The 18,034-nt window shown below is 71.6% G+C and carries 2 protein-coding genes (1 of these 2 cut by a window edge); both read left to right on the forward strand.

What is annotated here, in order from left to right; all coding sequences use genetic code 11:
* The gene (locus ACIRGB_RS33120) at positions 1-15,789 is read left to right on the forward strand and encodes an SDR family NAD(P)-dependent oxidoreductase (protein WP_403872706.1); all 15,789 of its coding nucleotides are present in this window, start codon (positions 1-3) and stop codon (positions 15,787-15,789) included.
* Positions 15,790-18,034, forward strand: partial view of an SDR family NAD(P)-dependent oxidoreductase gene (locus tag ACIRGB_RS33125; RefSeq protein WP_403872708.1) — the 5' portion only. It continues 14,303 nt past the right edge of the window; the window shows 2,245 of its 16,548 coding nt (coding positions 1-2,245); its start codon is at positions 15,790-15,792; its stop codon lies off the right edge, out of view.

The raw sequence follows: 18,034 nt of genomic DNA on the forward strand, positions 1-18,034 counted from the left end.
ATGGCTGACGACGGCAAGCTCCTCGAGTACCTGAAGCGCGTGACGGCCGACCTGGCGCAGACCCGCCGCCGGTTGCAGGAGGTCGAGTCCGCCGACCACGATCCGATCGCGATCGTCGCGATGGCCTGCCGCTACCCGGGCGGGGTCGCCTCCCCCGAGGAACTGTGGCGGCTCGTCGAGTCGGGCGGCGACGCGGTGTCGGCCTTCCCCACCGACCGCGGGTGGGACCTCGACAAGCTTCTCGGCGGCGACGGGTCCGGCAGCAGCTACGTCGCCGAGGGCGGATTCCTCGACGACGCCGGCGCGTTCGACGCCGGATTCTTCGGCATCTCCCCGCGCGAGGCCCTCGCCATGGACCCCCAGCAGCGGCTGATGCTGGAGGTCTCCTGGGAGGCGGTGGAGCGCGCCGGAATCGCCCCGGACAGCCTGCGCGGAGGACGGGTCGGCGTGTTCGTCGGTTCCGGCTTCCAGGACTACGGCGACCTGCTGAACACCGCCCCCGAGGCAGCCGAGGCGTACCTCGGCACCGCCGCCGTCGCCGCCGTCATCTCCGGTCGCATCTCCTACGCCCTGGGACTCGAAGGCCCCGCTCTCACCATCGACACCGCCTGCTCCTCCTCCCTGGTCGCGGTCCACCTGGCCGCCCAGGCCCTGCGCAAGCGCGAATGCGGCCTCGCCCTGGCCGGCGGCGTCATGGTCATGTCCACCCCGGGACCGTTCGTCGCGTTCAGCAAGCAGCGCGGCCTCGCCGCCGACGGCCGCTGCAAGGCCTACTCCGACAGCGCCGACGGCACGGGCTGGGCCGAGGGCGCGGGCATGCTCGTCCTGGAACGGCTCTCCGACGCCCGCCGCAACGGCCACCCGGTCCTGGCCGTCGTCCGCGGCTCCGCCGTCAACCAGGACGGCGCCTCCAACGGCCTGACCGCCCCCAACGGCCTCGCCCAGCAGAAGGTCATCCGCCAGGCCCTCAGCGCCGCCGGCATCCCGGCGGCAGAGGTCGACGCCGTCGAGGGACACGGCACGGGGACCACGCTGGGCGACCCGATCGAGGCGCAGGCGCTGCTGGCGACCTACGGGCAGGGCCGCCCGCAGGGGCGGCCGTTGTGGCTCGGGTCGTTCAAGTCGAACATCGGCCACGCCCAGGCCGCCGCCGGAGTGGGCGGCGTCATCAAGATGGTGCAGGCCATGCGGCACGGCGTCCTGCCCCAGACCCTGCACGTCGACGAGCCGTCCACCCACGTCGACTGGAACGCCGGCGACGTCAGCCTGCTCACCGAGCAGGTGGCCTGGCCGCAGAACACGCACCCGCGCCGCGCGGGTGTCTCCGCGTTCGGCGTCAGCGGCACCAACGCCCACCTGATCATCGAGCAGGCGCCCACCGAGGAGGCCGACGCCGCCTCAACGCCCGCGCCGGATAGCCGGCCGACGGTCACCCCGCTGCCCTGGCTGCTCTCCGCCCGCAGCCGGGAAGGGCTCGCCGCCCAGGCCGAGCGCCTCACCGCCCGCGTCGGTGAGGCCACCGCCCTCGACCTCGCACACTCGCTGGCCACGGGGCGTGCGGCGCTGGACTACCGCGCGATCGTCCTGGCCAACGAGCCCGACGAGGCGCGCGAGGCTCTCACCGCGTTGGCGGCCGGTGCACCGCACCCGGCCCTGCACAGCGGCCTGGCCGTCGAAGGACCGACCGCGTTCGTGTTCACGGGGCAGGGTGCGCAGCGGCTGGGGATGGGCCGGGGGTTGTATGAGGCGTTCGGGGTGTTCGCGGAGGCGTTCGACGCGGTGGTGGCCGCGGTGGACGAGCACCGTGAGGGGCCGTCGCTGCGTGAGGTGATGTGGGGTGACGATGCGGAGACCCTGAACCGTACGGAGTACGCCCAGCCAGCGTTGTTTGCGGTCGAGGTGGCGTTGTTCCGGCTGGTGGAGTCCTGGGGGGTGCGGCCGGACTTCCTGGCCGGGCATTCGATCGGGGAGCTGGCGGCCGCTCATGTGGCGGGTGTGTTCTCGCTGGAGGATGCGGCGCGTTTGGTGGTGGCGCGGGGCCGGTTGATGCAGGCCCTGCCGTCGGGTGGTGCGATGGCGGCGGTGCAGGCCACCGAGGCGGAGGTTCTGCCGCTGCTGGCGGATGACGTGTCCGTGGCGGCGGTCAACGGTCCGACGTCGGTCGTGGTCTCGGGTGCCGAGCGGTCGGTGGCGGCGGTGGTGGAGCACTTCGCCGCTGAAGGCCGTAAGACGAGCCGGTTGAAGGTGTCGCACGCGTTCCACTCGCCGCTGATGGAGCCGATGCTGGACGACTTCCGGGCGGTCGCGGAGAGCCTGTCGTTCGGTGAGCCGGTGGTTCCGGTGGTGTCCACGGTGACCGGTGAGCCGGCTGTGGGCTGGGACAGTGCGCAGTACTGGGTCGGGCAGGTCCGTGAGGCGGTGCGTTTCGCGGACGCGGTGGGGACGCTGGAGGCTGCGGGGGTTTCGCGGTTCCTGGAGCTGGGTCCGGACGGTGTGCTGTCCGCGATGGTCCAGCAGTCCGTCGCTGATGCTGACTCGGGTGTGGTGGCGGTCGCGGCGACCCGCCGGGACCGTGACGAGGCAGAGGCCCTGCTGTCCGCTCTGGGCCGGCTGTACACCAGTGGTGTGTCCGTCGACTGGGCGGCGTTCTTCGCGGGCACCGGTGCCCGCCGCGTCGACCTGCCCACCTACCCCTTCCAACGCCAGCACTACTGGATCACCCCGGAGAACGGCGCGGGCGATGTCGCCTCCGCCGGTCTCGACTCCGCCGACCACCCGCTGATCGGGGCCGCGGTCGTCCTCGCCGACTCCGAAGGGGTCGTGCTCACCGGCCGCCTGTCCGCCGCCTCCCACCCGTGGCTCGCCGACCACGTCGTCGGCGGCACCGTGTTCTTCCCCGGCACCGGTTTCGTGGAGCTCGCCATCCGCGCCGGAGACCAGGTCGCCTGCGGAGAGGTGGAGGAACTCACCCTGGAGGCGCCGCTGGTCCTCCCCGAACGCGGCGCCGTGCAGTTCCAAGTCGCTGTCGGCGCACCCGCCGAGGGCACCGGCGCCCGCCCCTTCACGGTGCACTCCCGTCGCCAGGACACCGAGGCCGACACCGTCTGGACCCGCCACGCCACCGGCGTACTCCTCCCGGGCACGGTCGCGGCCCCCGCCGCCGACACCTCCCTCGAGACCTGGCCGCCGCTGGACGCCGCGCCGGTCGACCTCGACCGCCACTACGAGACGCTGGCCGCGGCCGGCCTGGAGTACGGGCCGGTCTTCCAGGGACTGAAGGCCGTATGGCGCTCCGGTGACACCGCCTACGCCGAGGTCGCCCTCCCGCCGCAGGTGCATGCCGACGCCCAGCGGCTGGGACTGCACCCCGCCCTTCTCGACGCGGCCCTGCACGCCATCGTGTTCACCGGAACGTCGACGGAGGGCGCCGCGATCCCCTTCGCATGGAACCGGGTCGTCCTGCACACCGCCGGTGCCACCACCCTGCGCGTGCGGCTCACCCGTACCGGCGACGACACCGTCTCGGTCGCGGTCGCCGACGGCTCCGGCCGGCTCGTGGCCACCGTCGGGGCGCTGTCCGTCCGGCCCATCTCGGCCGAGCAGGTGGCCCACGCCCGCGCGCCGCGCCAGGACTCCCTCCACCGCCTGGACTGGACGCCGGTGCCCGCCGCCGAGGCGCCGCGCACCGTCACCGCCGTCCTGCACTCGGAGCCCGGGACCGACGCCCGGTCCGTCCACCGTGCCGCCACGGAGGCGCTCACCTTCTTGCAGACCCACCTGGCGGACGAGGAGGACGACGGCCGGCTCGTCGTCGTCACCCGGGGCGCGGTCCCCGCGGGCGGTCAGGACGTGACCGACCTGGCCGGTGCCGCCGTCTGGGGTCTGACCCGTTCCGCCCAGTCCGAGAACCCGGGCCGCGTCGTCCTGGTGGACCTCGCCGACGGTGACGGCGACGGCGACCGGAGCACGGACACCGACGCCCAGGTCGCCCTCGCCCTGGCCACCGGTGAACCGCAGATCGCGGTGCGCGAGTCGACGCCGTACGCCCCCCGGCTCAGCCGTGTCCCCGCCGCGACGCAGGAGGCCGTGCCCGCCTTCGGCCCGGACAGCACCGTGCTGGTCACGGGCGGCACCGGAAGCCTGGGCTCGCTCCTCGCCCGGCACTTGGTGGCACGGTACGGGGTGCGTCGTCTGGTGCTGACGAGCCGGCGGGGCCCGGAAGCCCCCGGCGCGGCGGAGCTGACCGCCGAACTGACCGGAGCGGGTGCCGAGGTGACCCTCGTCGCCTGCGATGTCTCCGACCGGTCGGCACTGGCGGACCTGCTCACCCGTACGGAACCCACCGCGGTGGTCCACCTCGCCGGCGTCCTCGACGACGGCACCCTGGGCTCCCTCACCCCCGAGCGGCTCGACTCCGTCCTCGCCGCGAAGGCGGACGCGGCCCTGCACCTGCACGAACTGACCGCGGAGCGTGAGCTGTCGGCGTTCGTGCTGTTCTCCTCCGGCGCGGGCGTCCTCGGCACCCCCGGCCAGGGCAACTACGCGGCGGCGAACGCCTGCCTGGACGCGCTGGCCGCACACCGCCGCGCCGCCGGACTGCCGGCGCACTCCCTCGCGTGGGGCCCCTGGACCGGCGGCATGGCCGAGACCCTCGACGCGACGCACCAGCAGCGGATGTCGCAGGGAGGCATCTTCCCGCTCACCCCCACCGACGGCCTGGAGCTGTTCGACGCGGCCGTCGCCACCGGCGAAGCCTGTGTCGTACCCGCCACGTTCGATCTCGCGGCGATACGCAACGGCGGCGACGGCCTCCCGGCCCTCCTGCGCTCTCTCGCACCCACCGCCCGGCGGCGCAGCACCGGGGAGGCATCGGACGGCTCGGGGGCGCTCCGGCGCCAGCTGGCCGGCCTGGCCGCGTCCGACTGGGAAGCCACCCTGCTCGACCTGGTGCTCAACCGGGCCGCTCTGGTCCTGGGCTTCGCCTCCGGCCAGGCCATCGAGGCCGAGCGCGCCTTCCGCGACCTCGGCTTCGACTCCCTGGCCGCCGTCGAACTGCGCAACGGCCTGAACAGCGACACCGGGCTGCGGCTCCCCGCCACCCTGGTCTTCGACCACCCGACACCGACCGCCCTGGCCCGGCACCTGCTGGAAGAACTGTCCGGCGGTCTCGACGACGCGACCACCGCGAGCGGCCCCCGGCCGGCCGCCCCTCTGGACGACGACCCGATCGCGATCGTGTCGATGGCGTGCCGTTATCCGGGCGGGGTCGCCTCGCCGGAGGACCTGTGGCGGATGGTCGCGGACGGGGTCGACGGCATCTCGGAGTTCCCAGTCGACCGAGGCTGGGACACCGACGCCCTGTTCGACCCGACCGGTGAGCGTGCCGACACCAGTTACATCCGTGAGGGCGGTTTCCTGCACGAGGCGGCCGGGTTCGACCCCGGGTTCTTCGGGATCAGTCCGAATGAGGCCCTGTACATGGACCCGCAGCAGCGGCTGCTGCTGGAGACGGCCTGGGAAGTCTTCGAGCGCGCGGGCATCGACCCGGGGACGCTGCGGGGCAGTTCCACCGGCGTCTTCGCCGGAATGATGTACCACGACTACGCCGCGAGCAGCGGTACGGGCGCCATCGCCTCGGGTCGCCTCTCCTACGTCTTCGGTCTGGAGGGCCCGTCGGTCACGGTCGACACGGCCTGCTCCTCCTCGCTGGTCGCGTTGCACTGGGCGATGCAGGCACTGCGCTCCGGTGAGTGCTCGATGGCTCTGGCCGGCGGTGTCGCCGTGATGGCCACCCCCGAGGCATTCGTCGAGTTCAGTCGTCAGCGGGGGTTGTCCCGGGATGCTCGTGCCAAGTCCTTCGCGGCGGGTGCGGACGGCACGGTGTGGGGCGAGGGTGTCGGGATGCTGCTCGTGGAGCGGCTGTCGGACGCCCGGCGGCTGGGGCACCCCGTGCTGGCGGTGGTGCGGGGTTCTGCGGTCAATCAGGATGGTGCGTCCAATGGGCTGACGGCTCCTAATGGTCCTTCGCAGCGGCGGGTGATCCGGCAGGCGTTGGCGTCGGCGGGGTTGTCGGCCGCGGATGTGGACCTGGTGGAGGCGCACGGTACGGGGACGACGCTGGGTGACCCGATCGAGGCGCAGGCTCTGCTGGCGACCTATGGGCAGGACCGGGTGGAGGGCCGTCCGTTGTGGCTGGGTTCGCTGAAGTCGAACATCGGTCACACCCAGGCGGCTGCGGGTGTGGCGGGGATCATCAAGGTCGTCGAGGCGATGCGGCACGGGGTGCTGCCCAAGACGCTGCATGTGGATGAGCCGTCACCGCAGGTGGACTGGTCCGCCGGCGAAGTCGAGCTGTTGACGCAGGCGCGTGCGTGGCCGGAGCTGGAACGCCCGCGCCGGGCGGGTGTCTCCTCCTTCGGCATCAGCGGCACGAATGTGCATGTGATCGTGGAGCATGATCCGTCCCTCGCGGGGGTGGAGACTGCCGCTCCTGTCTCGGAGGGGCAGTTCGGTGGCCCGGTGCCGTGGGTGGTGTCGGCGAAGACGGCGGACGCGCTGACGGTGCAGGCGGAGCGGCTGCTGGCGCATGTCCAGGAGCAGGACGGTCTGTCTCCGGTGGATGTGGGCTTCTCCCTGGCCGCGGGCCGGGCGCTCCACGACCACCGGGCCGTGATCGTGGGCCGGGGCGGGGACGAACTCGTGCAGGGCCTGGCGGCCCTGGCGGCAGGTCGTGGCCTGGCGTCCGGGCGCCGTACGGCTGGCAGGACTGCGTTCGTGTTCACCGGTCAGGGTGCGCAGCGGCTGGAGATGGGCCGCGGGCTGTATGAGGCGTTCGGAGCATTCGCTACGGCGTTCGACGCGGTGGTGGCCGCAGTGGACGAGCACCTCGAAGGAGTGTCGCTGCGTGAGGTGATGTGGGGCGAGGACCCCGAGGTCCTGAACCGCACCGAGTACGCCCAGCCGGCGTTGTTCGCGGTCGAGGTGGCGTTGTTCCGGCTGGTGGAGTCCTGGGGGATTCGGCCCGACTACCTGGCGGGGCACTCGATCGGAGAGCTGGCCGCTGCCCATGTGGCGGGCGTGCTCTCGCTGGGGGATGCGGCGCGTTTGGTGGTGGCGCGGGGCCGGCTGATGCAGGCCCTGCCGTCGGGTGGTGCGATGGCGGCCGTGCAGGCCACGGAGGCGGAAGTCCTGCCCCTGCTGACGGACGACGTGTCCGTCGCGGCCGTCAACGGCCCGACGTCGGTAGTCGTCTCGGGCGCCGAGCAGTCGGTGTCCGCGCTGGTGGAGCACTTCACCACTCTCGGCCGTAAGACGAACCGGCTGAAGGTGTCGCACGCGTTCCACTCGCCGCTGATGGAGCCGATGCTGGACGACTTCCGGGCGGTTGCGGAGAGCCTGTCGTTCACCGAGCCGGTGATTCCGGTGGTGTCCACGGTCACGGGCGAGCCGGCTGTGGGCTGGGACAGTGCCCAGTCCTGGGTCGGTCAGGTCCGTGAGGCGGTGCGTTTCGCGGACGCGGTGGGGACGCTGGAGGCCGCGGGGGTTTCGCGGTTCCTGGAGCTGGGTCCGGACGGTGTGCTGTCCGCGATGGTCCAGCAGTCCGTCACCGACGCTGACTCGGGTGTGGTGGTGGTCGCGGCGACCCGCCGGGACCGCGACGAGGCTGAGACCCTCCTCACCGCCCTCGGCCGACTGCACACCACCGGCGTCTCCGTCGACTGGGCGGCCTTCTTCAAGGGCACCGGCGCCCGCCGCGTCGACCTGCCCACCTACCCCTTCCAACGCCAGCGGTACTGGGTCGACACCTTGCAGTACTGGGCCAGCCCCTGGGCCGGTGCGGGGGTCGGCGGCGGAGGCGCCGCAGGCGTGGAGGGCATCGGCCACCTCCTGCTGGGCGCGGTCGTCGAGTCCCCCGACGCCGAGGGACCCCTTCTCACCGGGCAACTGTCCCTCGCCACCCACCCGTGGATCGGCGACCACCGGGCCTTCGGCAGTGTCCTGCTGCCGGGCACGGCGTTCGTGGAACTCGCGCTGCGGGCCGGTGATCACGTCGGTCTCGACAGCCTCGCCGAGCTGGCTCTGCAAGCCCCGCTGGTCCTCCCGGAACAGGGCACTGTGGTGCTTCGGGTGGCCGTCGGAGCGATCCGGGCGGACGGCGGCCGTTCCGTACGCATCCACTCGCGCGTCAAGGACGCCGACGACGCACCGTGGAACCTGCATGCGGAAGGGCTCCTGACCGCCGAGGTGCCCGTACCCGCACGGGACCTCACGGAGTGGCCCCCGGCCACCGCCGAGTCGGTCCCCGTCGAAGGGGTCTACGAACGGCTGCTGAGCCGTGGCCTGCACTACGGACCGCTGTTCCAGGGGCTCAAGGCGGCTTGGCGGCGCGGTGAGGAGCTGTTCGCCGAGGTCGAGTTGCCCGAGGACGCCCACGAGGACACCGAGCGCGTGGGAATCCACCCGGCGCTGCTCGACTCCGCCCTGCACGTCAGCCTGATCGGCCAGGACTCCGGCGACGAGGACACGGAAGGGGGCACCCTCGTGCCCTTCGCGTGGAACTCCGTCTCCCTCCAGGCCACCGGAGCCACGGCGCTGCGCGTCCGTGTGGTTCCGACCGGCCCCGACAGCCGTGAAGTGACCGTCGCCGACAACGCCGGAAACACCGTGCTGAGCGTCGGCTCCCTCGTGGCCCGCGAAATATCGGCCGAACAACTGGCTTCGGCGTCCGGGAGCGGGCCCGCGGACCTGCCGTACGCGGTGCGGTGGGTGCCCGGACCGACGGCGGACGCGCTGCCGTTCGGGCCGGAATGGGCCGTTGTCGGCTCGCAGCTGCCCGACCTGGGCCTGGAGGTCGTACGCCATGTCGACCTCCCCACGCTGCTCGCCGCCGTCGAGGCGGGGGCCGACGTGCCCGCGACGCTGGTCCTGCCCGTGGCCGCCGCCGATGCCAGCGATGGCGTACCGGCCGAGGTCCGCCGGGTCACGAGCGAGGTCCTGGAAGTCGTCCAGACCCTGCTGAGCGACGACCGGTTCACCCGTACCCGGCTCGCTGTGGTGACCCGTGGTGCCGCAGGTCCGGACGCGTCCGCCGACCCGGGCTCCGTGGTTGCGGGTGCGGTGTGGGGGTTGGTGCGGGCGGCGCAGAGTGAGCATCCGGATCGTTTTGTGCTGGTGGATGTGGATGGTTCGGCGGGGTCGGTGGGTGTGCTGGGTGGGGTGCTTGCTGGTGGTGAGGGGGAGGTGGTGGTGCGTTCGGGTGCGGTGTGGGTGCCGCGTCTCGTCCGCGCCGCCGTGCCCGTTCTGGGGGAGGGGTCTGTCGCGTTTGCTGAGGGCGGGACGGTGTTGGTGACGGGTGGTACGGGTGGTCTGGGTGCGTTGGTGGCGCGGCATCTGGTGGTGGAGTACGGGGTGCGTCATCTGCTGCTGACGAGTCGGCGTGGGTTGGATGCTCCGGGCGCGGTGGAGCTGAAGGCTGAGCTGGCCGGTCTGGGTGCTGAGGTGGCGGTGGTGGCGTGTGATGTGTCGGATCGGGGTGCGGTGGCGGCGTTGGTGGGGTCGGTGCCGGTGGAGCATCCGTTGACGGGTGTGGTGCATTCGGCGGGTGTGCTGGATGACGGTGTGGTGGGTGCGTTGTCGGTGGAGCGGTTTGCGGGGGTGTTGGGGCCGAAGGCGGATGCGGCGTGGTATTTGCATGAGTTGACGTGTGGTTTGGGGCTTTCGGCGTTTGTGTTGTTTTCGTCGGTGGCGGGGACGTTGGGTGGTGCGGGGCAGGCGAATTACGCGGCTGCGAATGTGTTTTTGGATGCGTTGGCGGTTCATCGTCGTGGGCTGGGGCTGCCGGCGGTGTCCATGGCGTGGGGCCTGTGGGACACCGGGATGGGTGGAGACCTCGACGAGGTCACCGCACGGCGGTTGGCACGCCAGGGTTTCCCGCCGCTGCCGACCGAGGCCGGCCTCGGGCTGTTCGACCAGGCGCTCGGTTCCGACACCGCGCAGGCGGTGCTGCTGCGACTCGACCTTGCCGCGCTCCGCACGCAGGCGGCGGCCGGTTCCGGGGTTCTCCCGATGCTGCGCGATCTGGTGCGGGTGCCGGCGCGGCGGGTGGCTCGTAATGCGGGTGGTGAGGCCGGGTTCGGGGCGCGTGTGGCGGCGCTTTCGGCCGAGGAGCGGTTGCGGGTGGTGTTGGAGGTGGTGCGTGGTCAGGTGGCGGAGGTTCTCGGTCATGCGTCGTCGGACGCGGTGGAGCCGGACCGGGCCTTCAACGAGCTGGGTTTTGATTCGCTGGCCGCTGTGGAGCTGCGTAACCGGTTGGGTGAGGTCTGTGGGCTGAGTCTTCCGGCGACGTTGGTGTTCGACCATCCCACTTCGCAGGCGGTGGCCGGGTTCCTGGTGGCTGAGCTGACCGGTGCGGTGGAAGGTGCCGGGGTCGTCGCGGACCGTTTGGCCGTGGACGACGATCCGATCGCGATCGTGTCGATGGCGTGCCGTTATCCGGGCGGAGTTACCTCGCCGGAGGACCTGTGGCGGATGGTCGCGGACGGAGTCGACGGGGTGAGCGGGTTCCCGGTCGACCGTGGCTGGGACACCGACTCCCTGTTCGACCCGACCGGCGAGCGCGAGAGCACCACCTATATCCGTGAGGGTGGCTTCCTGCATGAGGCGGCCGGGTTCGATCCGGGGTTCTTCGGGATCAGCCCGAATGAGGCCCTGTATATGGATCCGCAGCAGCGGTTGCTGCTGGAGACGGCGTGGGAGGTCTTCGAGCGCGCGGGCATCGATCCGGGGACGCTGCGGGGCAGTTCGACCGGCGTCTTCGCCGGGATGATGTACCACGACTACGCCGACAACAACAACACCGGGTCGATCGCCTCGGGCCGGCTCTCCTACGTCTTCGGCCTGGAGGGCCCGTCGGTCACCGTCGACACAGCGTGCTCGTCCTCCCTGGTCGCCTTGCACTGGGCGATCCAGGCACTGCGCTCCGGTGAGTGCTCGATGGCCCTGGCCGGCGGTGTCGCGGTGATGTCCGCCCCGGACGTCTTCGTGGAGTTCAGTCGTCAGCGGGGGTTGTCCCGGGATGCTCGTGCGAAGTCCTTCGCGGCGGGTGCGGATGGCACGGTGTGGGGTGAGGGTGTCGGGATGCTGCTCGTGGAGCGGTTGTCGGACGCCCGGCGGCTGGGGCACCCGGTGTTGGCGGTGGTGCGGGGTTCTGCGGTCAATCAGGATGGTGCGTCCAATGGGCTGACGGCTCCCAATGGTCCGTCGCAGCGGCGGGTGATTCGGCAGGCGTTGGCGTCGGCGGGGTTGTCGGCTGCGGATGTGGACCTGGTGGAGGCGCATGGTACGGGGACGACGCTGGGTGATCCGATCGAGGCGCAGGCTCTGCTGGCGACGTATGGGCAGGATCGGGTGGAGGGTCGTCCGTTGTGGCTGGGTTCGCTGAAGTCGAACATCGGTCATACGCAGGCGGCTGCGGGTGTGGCGGGGATCATCAAGGTTGTCGAGGCGATGCGGCACGGGGTGCTGCCCAAGACGCTGCATGTGGATGAGCCGTCGCCGCAGGTGGACTGGTCCGCCGGCGAGGTCGAGCTGTTGACCCAGGCGCGTGCCTGGCCGGAGCTGGAACGCCCGCGCCGGGCGGGTGTCTCCTCCTTCGGCATCAGCGGCACCAACGCCCACGTGATCATCGAACACGTGGCACCAACGGAGGCAGAGCCGGAGACCGCTGCGCCGGAGCCTGGTGTGGTGCCGTGGGTGGTGTCGGCGAAGTCCGCCGACGCACTGGTGGTACAGGCGGAGCGGCTGCTGGCACATGTCCAGGAGCAGGACGGTCTGTCTCCGGTAGACGTGGGCTTCTCCCTGGCCGCAGGCCGGGCGCTCCACGACCACCGGGCGGTGATCGTGGGCCGGGACCGGGACGAGCTGGTGAAGGGCCTGGCGGCTCTGGCGGCGGGTCGGGGCCCGGTGTCCGGGCGTCGTTCTGCCGGGCGTACGGCGTTCGTGTTCACGGGGCAGGGTGCGCAGCGGCTGGGGATGGGCCGGGGGTTGTATGAGGCGTTCGGGGTGTTCGCGGAGGCGTTCGACGCGGTGGTGGCCGCGGTGGACGAGCACCGTGAGGGGCCGTCGCTGCGTGAGGTGATGTGGGGTGACGATGCGGAGATTCTGAACCGTACGGAGTGTGCTCAGCCGGCGTTGTTCGCGGTTGAGGTGGCGTTGTTCCGGTTGGTGGAGTCGTGGGGTGTGCGGCCCGACTACCTGGCGGGGCATTCGATCGGGGAGTTGGCGGCCGCTCATGTGGCGGGTGTGTTCTCGCTGGGGGATGCGGCGCGTTTGGTGGTGGCGCGGGGCCGGTTGATGCAGGCCCTGCCCTCGGGCGGTGCGATGGCGGCCGTGCAGGCCACCGAGGCGGAGGTCCTGCCCCTGCTGACGGACGACGTGTCCGTCGCGGCCGTCAACGGCCCGACCTCCGTCGTCGTCTCGGGCGCCGAGCAGTCGGTGTCCGCGTTGGTGGAGCACTTCGCCGCTGAAGGCCGTAAGACGAGCCGGTTGAAGGTGTCGCACGCGTTCCACTCCCCGCTGATGGAGCCGATGCTGGACGACTTCCGGGCCGTCGCGGAGAGCCTGTCGTTCACCGAGCCGGTCATCCCGGTGGTGTCCACGGTCACGGGTGAACCGGCTGTGGGCTGGGACAGTGCCCAGTACTGGGTCGGCCAGGTCCGCGAGGCGGTCCGTTTCGCCGACGCGGTGCACACACTGGAAACCGCCGGGGTATCCCGGTTCCTGGAGCTGGGTCCGGACGGCGTGCTGTCCGCGATGGTTCAGCAATCCGTCACCGACCCCGACGCTGACGGGGCAGTGGTGGCAGTCCCGGCGACCCGCCGAGACCGCGACGAAGCCGAGACCCTGCTCACCGCCCTGGGCCGGCTGCACACCACCGGCGTCTCCGTCGACTGGACGACGTTCTTCGAGGGCACCGGCGCGCACCGCGTCGACCTGCCCACCTATCCCTTCCAGCGCCAGCACTACTGGGTCGAGGCCGGGCGAGGGGACAGCGACCTCGGTGCGGCAGGGCTGGAGAGTGCCGAGCACCCGCTGCTCAACGCCGTACTCACTGCTCCCGAGGGAGACTCGTTCGTCCTCACGGGGAGCCTGTCGGTGGCGACCCACCCGTGGCTGGCCGACCACGCTGTCGGCGGTACCGTCCTCTTCCCCGGCACGGGGTTCATCGAGTTGGCGATCCGCGCCGGGGACGAAGCGGGCTGCCCCACGGTTCAGGAGCTCACCATCGCGGCGCCCCTGGTGCTGCCCGAGCGGGGCGCCGTGTCCCTCCAGGTGACCGTAGGAGGCCCCGACGACTCGGGCGCCCGTTCCTTCGGCGTGTGGTCCCGGCCGCAGCATGCCGAGGCCGACACACCGTGGACCCGGCACGCCACCGGCCTGCTCACCGAGACGCCGTCCGTCGCGGACTTCGAGCTGGGCAGCTGGCCGCCGGCCGGTTCCGAGCCCGTCCAGGTCGACGACCTCTACGACTCGCTGGCCGCCTCCGGCCTTGAGTACGGCCCGGTCTTCCAGGGCCTGCGGGCCGCCTGGAGGTCGGGTGAGGCCGTGTACGCCGAGATCGAGGTACCGGAGGAGCACCTCGTCGACGCGGACCGGTTCGGTCTGCACCCGGCGCTGCTGGACGCCTGCCTGCACGCCGTCGGCCTGCGCGACGCCGACGAGGTGGAGCATCCGGCGGCCCGGCTGCCCTTCTCCTGGGACGGGGTCGCACTGCACGCGGCGGGTGCGGGCACACTCCGCGTACGGATCACCCCGGCCGGTTCGGACGGTGTCGCCCTGGCGGTCGCCGACGCGGCGGGCAGCCCGGTCGCGTCCGTGGCCACCCTGGTCCTGCGCGAGGTCTCCGCCGCGCAGCTGTCCGCGGCCGGCGCCAAGGCCCATCACGACGACCTGTTCCAGCCCGGCTGGGTTCCGCTGACGCCTCCCCAGGTCCCCGCGCCCCTGCACTGGGCCGAGTGGGACTCGCTCCTCGACGACCGGCCCGTACCCGAGATCGTCGTGCTGCGCTGCCCGCCGGGCGACGACGCCGACGCCGTGCACGCGGCGGTGCGGCGGACCCTCGGCGTGCTGCAGACCTGGCTCGCCGACGAGAGGTACGAGGACGCCAGGCTGCTCGTCGCCACCGACGGCTCGGTCGCGGTCGAGGGGTCCGCCGTGACCGACCTCGCCGGTGCGGCCGTGTGGGGGCTGGTGCGCGCCGCCCAGTCGGAGAACCCCGGGCGCTTCCTCCTCGCCGACCTGCCCGGGTCCGAACTCACCGACGTACCCGCGCTCGTCGCCACCGAGGAGCCGCAGCTCGCGGTCCGGGACGGGAGGGTCTTCGCCGCCCGTCTGCTGAGGGTGCCCCGCACCGAGGAGGCCGCCGCCCCGCGGGCCCGTTTCGACGCGGGCGGCACCGTACTGCTGACCGGTGCCACCGGCACCCTGGGCAGTCTGGTGGCCCGGCACCTCGTCACCGAGTACGGCGTGCGGAGCCTGCTGCTCACCAGCCGGCGTGGCATCGAGGCACCCGGCGCGACCGAGCTGGTCGCCGAACTCACCGCCCAGGGTGCCCACATCGACGTGGTGGCATGTGACGTCACCGACCGGGACGCGCTGGCCAAGGTCTTCAGCAGTGTGCCCGCCGAGCACCCGCTCACCGGGGTGGTGCACCTCGCGGGCATGCTCGACGACGGCGTCATCACGGCGCTGACGCCGGAGCGGGTCGAAGCGGTACTGCGGCCCAAGGTCGACGCCGTTCTCCACCTGCGCGACCTCATCCTCGAAAGGGGAACCGACCTCACCTCGTTCGTCCTGTTCTCCTCGGCCGCCGGCACCTTCGGCACCCCGGGACAGGGCAACTACGCGGCCGCCAACGCCTTCCTGGACGCCTTCGCCGCCCAGCGGCACGCGGCAGGTCTGCCTGCCCAGTCCCTGGCCTGGGGACTGTGGGAGGACGAGGCGGGCATGGCCGGTGAGCTCGGCGACTCGGCCGCGCAGCGGATCAACCGCACCGGGGTCGAGGCACTCACCAACGAGCAGGGACTGGCCCTGTTCGACGCCTCCGGCACCGTGGACGCAGCCGTACTCGTCCCTGTGCGGCTGGACCTGTCACCGTCCCCGGACACCGAGACGCCCGCCATGCTCCGGGCCCTCGTCCGGCGGTCCGCGCGGCGTGCCGCACAGGGTGGTGGCTCCGCCGCTGCCACCGCCGCCCTGCGCAAGCGGCTGGCGGACGCCCGGGAGGAGGAGCGGTACGCGATCCTGCTCGACCTGGTCCGCACCCACGCGGCGGACGTCCTCGGACACGCCGACACGTCCGCGATCGAACCGGACCGGGCTTTCAAGGAATTGGGTTTCGACTCGCTCAGCGCCGTCGAGTTCCGCAACGCGGTGAACGCGGCCACGGGACTGAGGCTGCCGCCCACGCTGGTCTTCGACTACCCGAGCGCGGACGTGCTCGCCGAGCACATCGGCAGGGAATTCGCTCCGGCCGGCGACGAAACCGACCAGGACCAGCAGATCCGCAACGTCCTGCAAACCATCCCGCTCAGCCGTCTGCGCGACGCCGGACTCATGGACGCTCTGCTGGAGCTGGGAGGCGTTCTCGACCGTGGCTCCAGCCATCCGTCCGAGGATGACCCGGACGGGCAGCCGTCCATCGACGAACTGGACGCCGAGGCGCTCATCAGCATGGCGCTTGAAGGTCAGGAGTTCGACGACGCCACATCACGGGGAACGGGAGAACTGTAGATGGCCAGCTCCGACCAGAAGCTTGTCGAGGCCCTGCGGTCGTCACTGAAGGAGACCGAGCGGCTTCGGGCCCAGAACCGGAAGCTCACCTCCGCCTCCCGTGAGCCCATCGCGATCGTCTCGATGGCCTGCCGTTATCCGGGCGGGGTGACCTCGCCGGAGGACCTGTGGCGGATGGTCGCGGACGGAGTCGACGGCATCTCCGAGTTCCCGTCCGACCGTGGCTGGGACACCGACGCCCTCTACGACCCGACCGGCGAGCGCGAGAGCACCACCTACATCCGTGAGGGTGGCTTCCTGCACGATGCGGCCGGGTTCGACCCCGGGTTCTTCGGGATCAGCCCGAACGAAGCCCTACTGATGGACCCGCAGCAGCGGTTGCTGCTGGAGACGGCGTGGGAGGTCTTCGAGCGCGCGGGCATCGACCCGGGGTCCCTGCGGGGCAGTTCCACCGGCGTCTTCGCCGGGATGATGTACCACGACTACCCGGCCAACGCCGCCACCGGATCGATCGCCTCGGGCCGGGTCTCCTACGTCTTCGGCCTGGAGGGCCCGTCGGTCACGGTCGACACGGCCTGCTCGTCCTCCCTGGTCGCCCTCCACTCCGCGGTGCAGTCGCTGCGCAACGAGGAGTGCACCCTCGCCCTCGTCGGCGGTGTCGCCGTGATGGCCACGCCCGAGACGTTCATCGAGTTCAGTCGTCAGCGGGGGTTGTCCCGGGATGCTCGTGCCAAGTCCTTCGCGGCGGGTGCGGACGGCACGGTGTGGGGCGAGGGTGTCGGGATGCTGCTCGTGGAGCGGCTGTCGGACGCCCGGCGGCTGGGACACCCCGTCCTGGCCGTGGTGCGGGGTTCTGCGGTCAATCAGGATGGTGCGTCCAATGGGCTGACGGCTCCCAATGGTCCCTCGCAGCGGCGGGTGATTCGGCAGGCGTTGGCGTCGGCGGGGTTGTCGGCCGCGGATGTGGACCTGGTGGAAGCCCATGGCACGGGGACGACGCTGGGTGATCCGATCGAGGCGCAGGCTCTGCTGGCCACGTATGGGCAGGATCGGGTGGAGGGTCGTCCGTTGTGGCTGGGTTCGCTGAAGTCGAACATCGGTCATACCCAGGCGGCTGCGGGTGTGGCGGGGATCATCAAGGTTGTCGAGGCGATGCGGCACGGGGTGCTGCCCAAGACGCTGCATGTGGATGAGCCGTCACCGCAGGTGGACTGGTCCGCCGGCGAGGTGGAGCTGTTGACGCAGGCGCGTGCGTGGCCGGAGCTGGAGCGTCCGCGCCGGGCGGGTGTCTCCTCCTTCGGCATCAGCGGCACCAACGCCCACGTGATCATCGAACACGTGGCACCAACGGAGGCAGAGCCGGAACCCGCTGCGCCGGAGCCTGGTGTGGTGCCGTGGGTGGTGTCGGCGAAGACGGCGGACGCACTGACGGTGCAGGCGGAACAACTGCTCGCACATGTCCAGGAACAGCAGGACAGCCTCTCGCCCGTGGATGTCGGCTTTTCCCTGGCCGCCAGCCGGACTCTCCACGACCACCGGGCTGTGATCGTCGGCCGGGACCGGGACGAACTCGTGCAGGGCCTGGCGGCTCTCGCCGCGGGCCGTGGCCCGGTGTCCGGGCGCCGTACGGCTGGCAAAACCGCGTTCGTGTTCACGGGGCAAGGTGCGCAGCGGCTAGGAATGGGCCGGGGCCTGTATGAGGCGTTCGGTGCCTTCGCGGAGGCGTTCGACACCGTACTGGCCGCGGTGGACGAGCACCGTGAGGGGCCGTCGCTGCGTGACGTGATGTGGGGCGACGACCCCGAGACCCTGAACCGTACGGAGTTTGCTCAGCCCGCGTTGTTCGCGGTTGAGGTGGCGTTGTTCCGGCTGGTGGAGTCCTGGGGGGTGCGCCCCGACTACCTGGCCGGGCACTCGATCGGGGAGTTGGCGGCCGCTCATGTGGCGGGTGTGTTCTCGCTGGGGGATGCGGCGCGTTTGGTGGTGGCGCGGGGCCGGTTGATGCAGGCCCTGCCCTCGGGCGGTGCGATGGCAGCCGTGCAGGCCACGGAGGCGGAAGTCCTGCCGCTGCTGACGGACGACGTGTCGGTGGCGGCCGTCAACGGCCCGACCTCCGTCGTCGTCTCGGGCGCCGAGCGTGCGGTGTCCGCGCTGGTGGAGCACTTCACCGCTGAAGGCCGTAAGACGAGCCGGTTGAAGGTGTCGCACGCGTTCCACTCCCCGCTGATGGAACCGATGCTGGACG

The organism is Streptomyces sp. NPDC102490 (genome assembly GCF_044765285.1).
Taxonomy (GTDB): Bacteria; Actinomycetota; Actinomycetes; order Streptomycetales; family Streptomycetaceae; genus Streptomyces.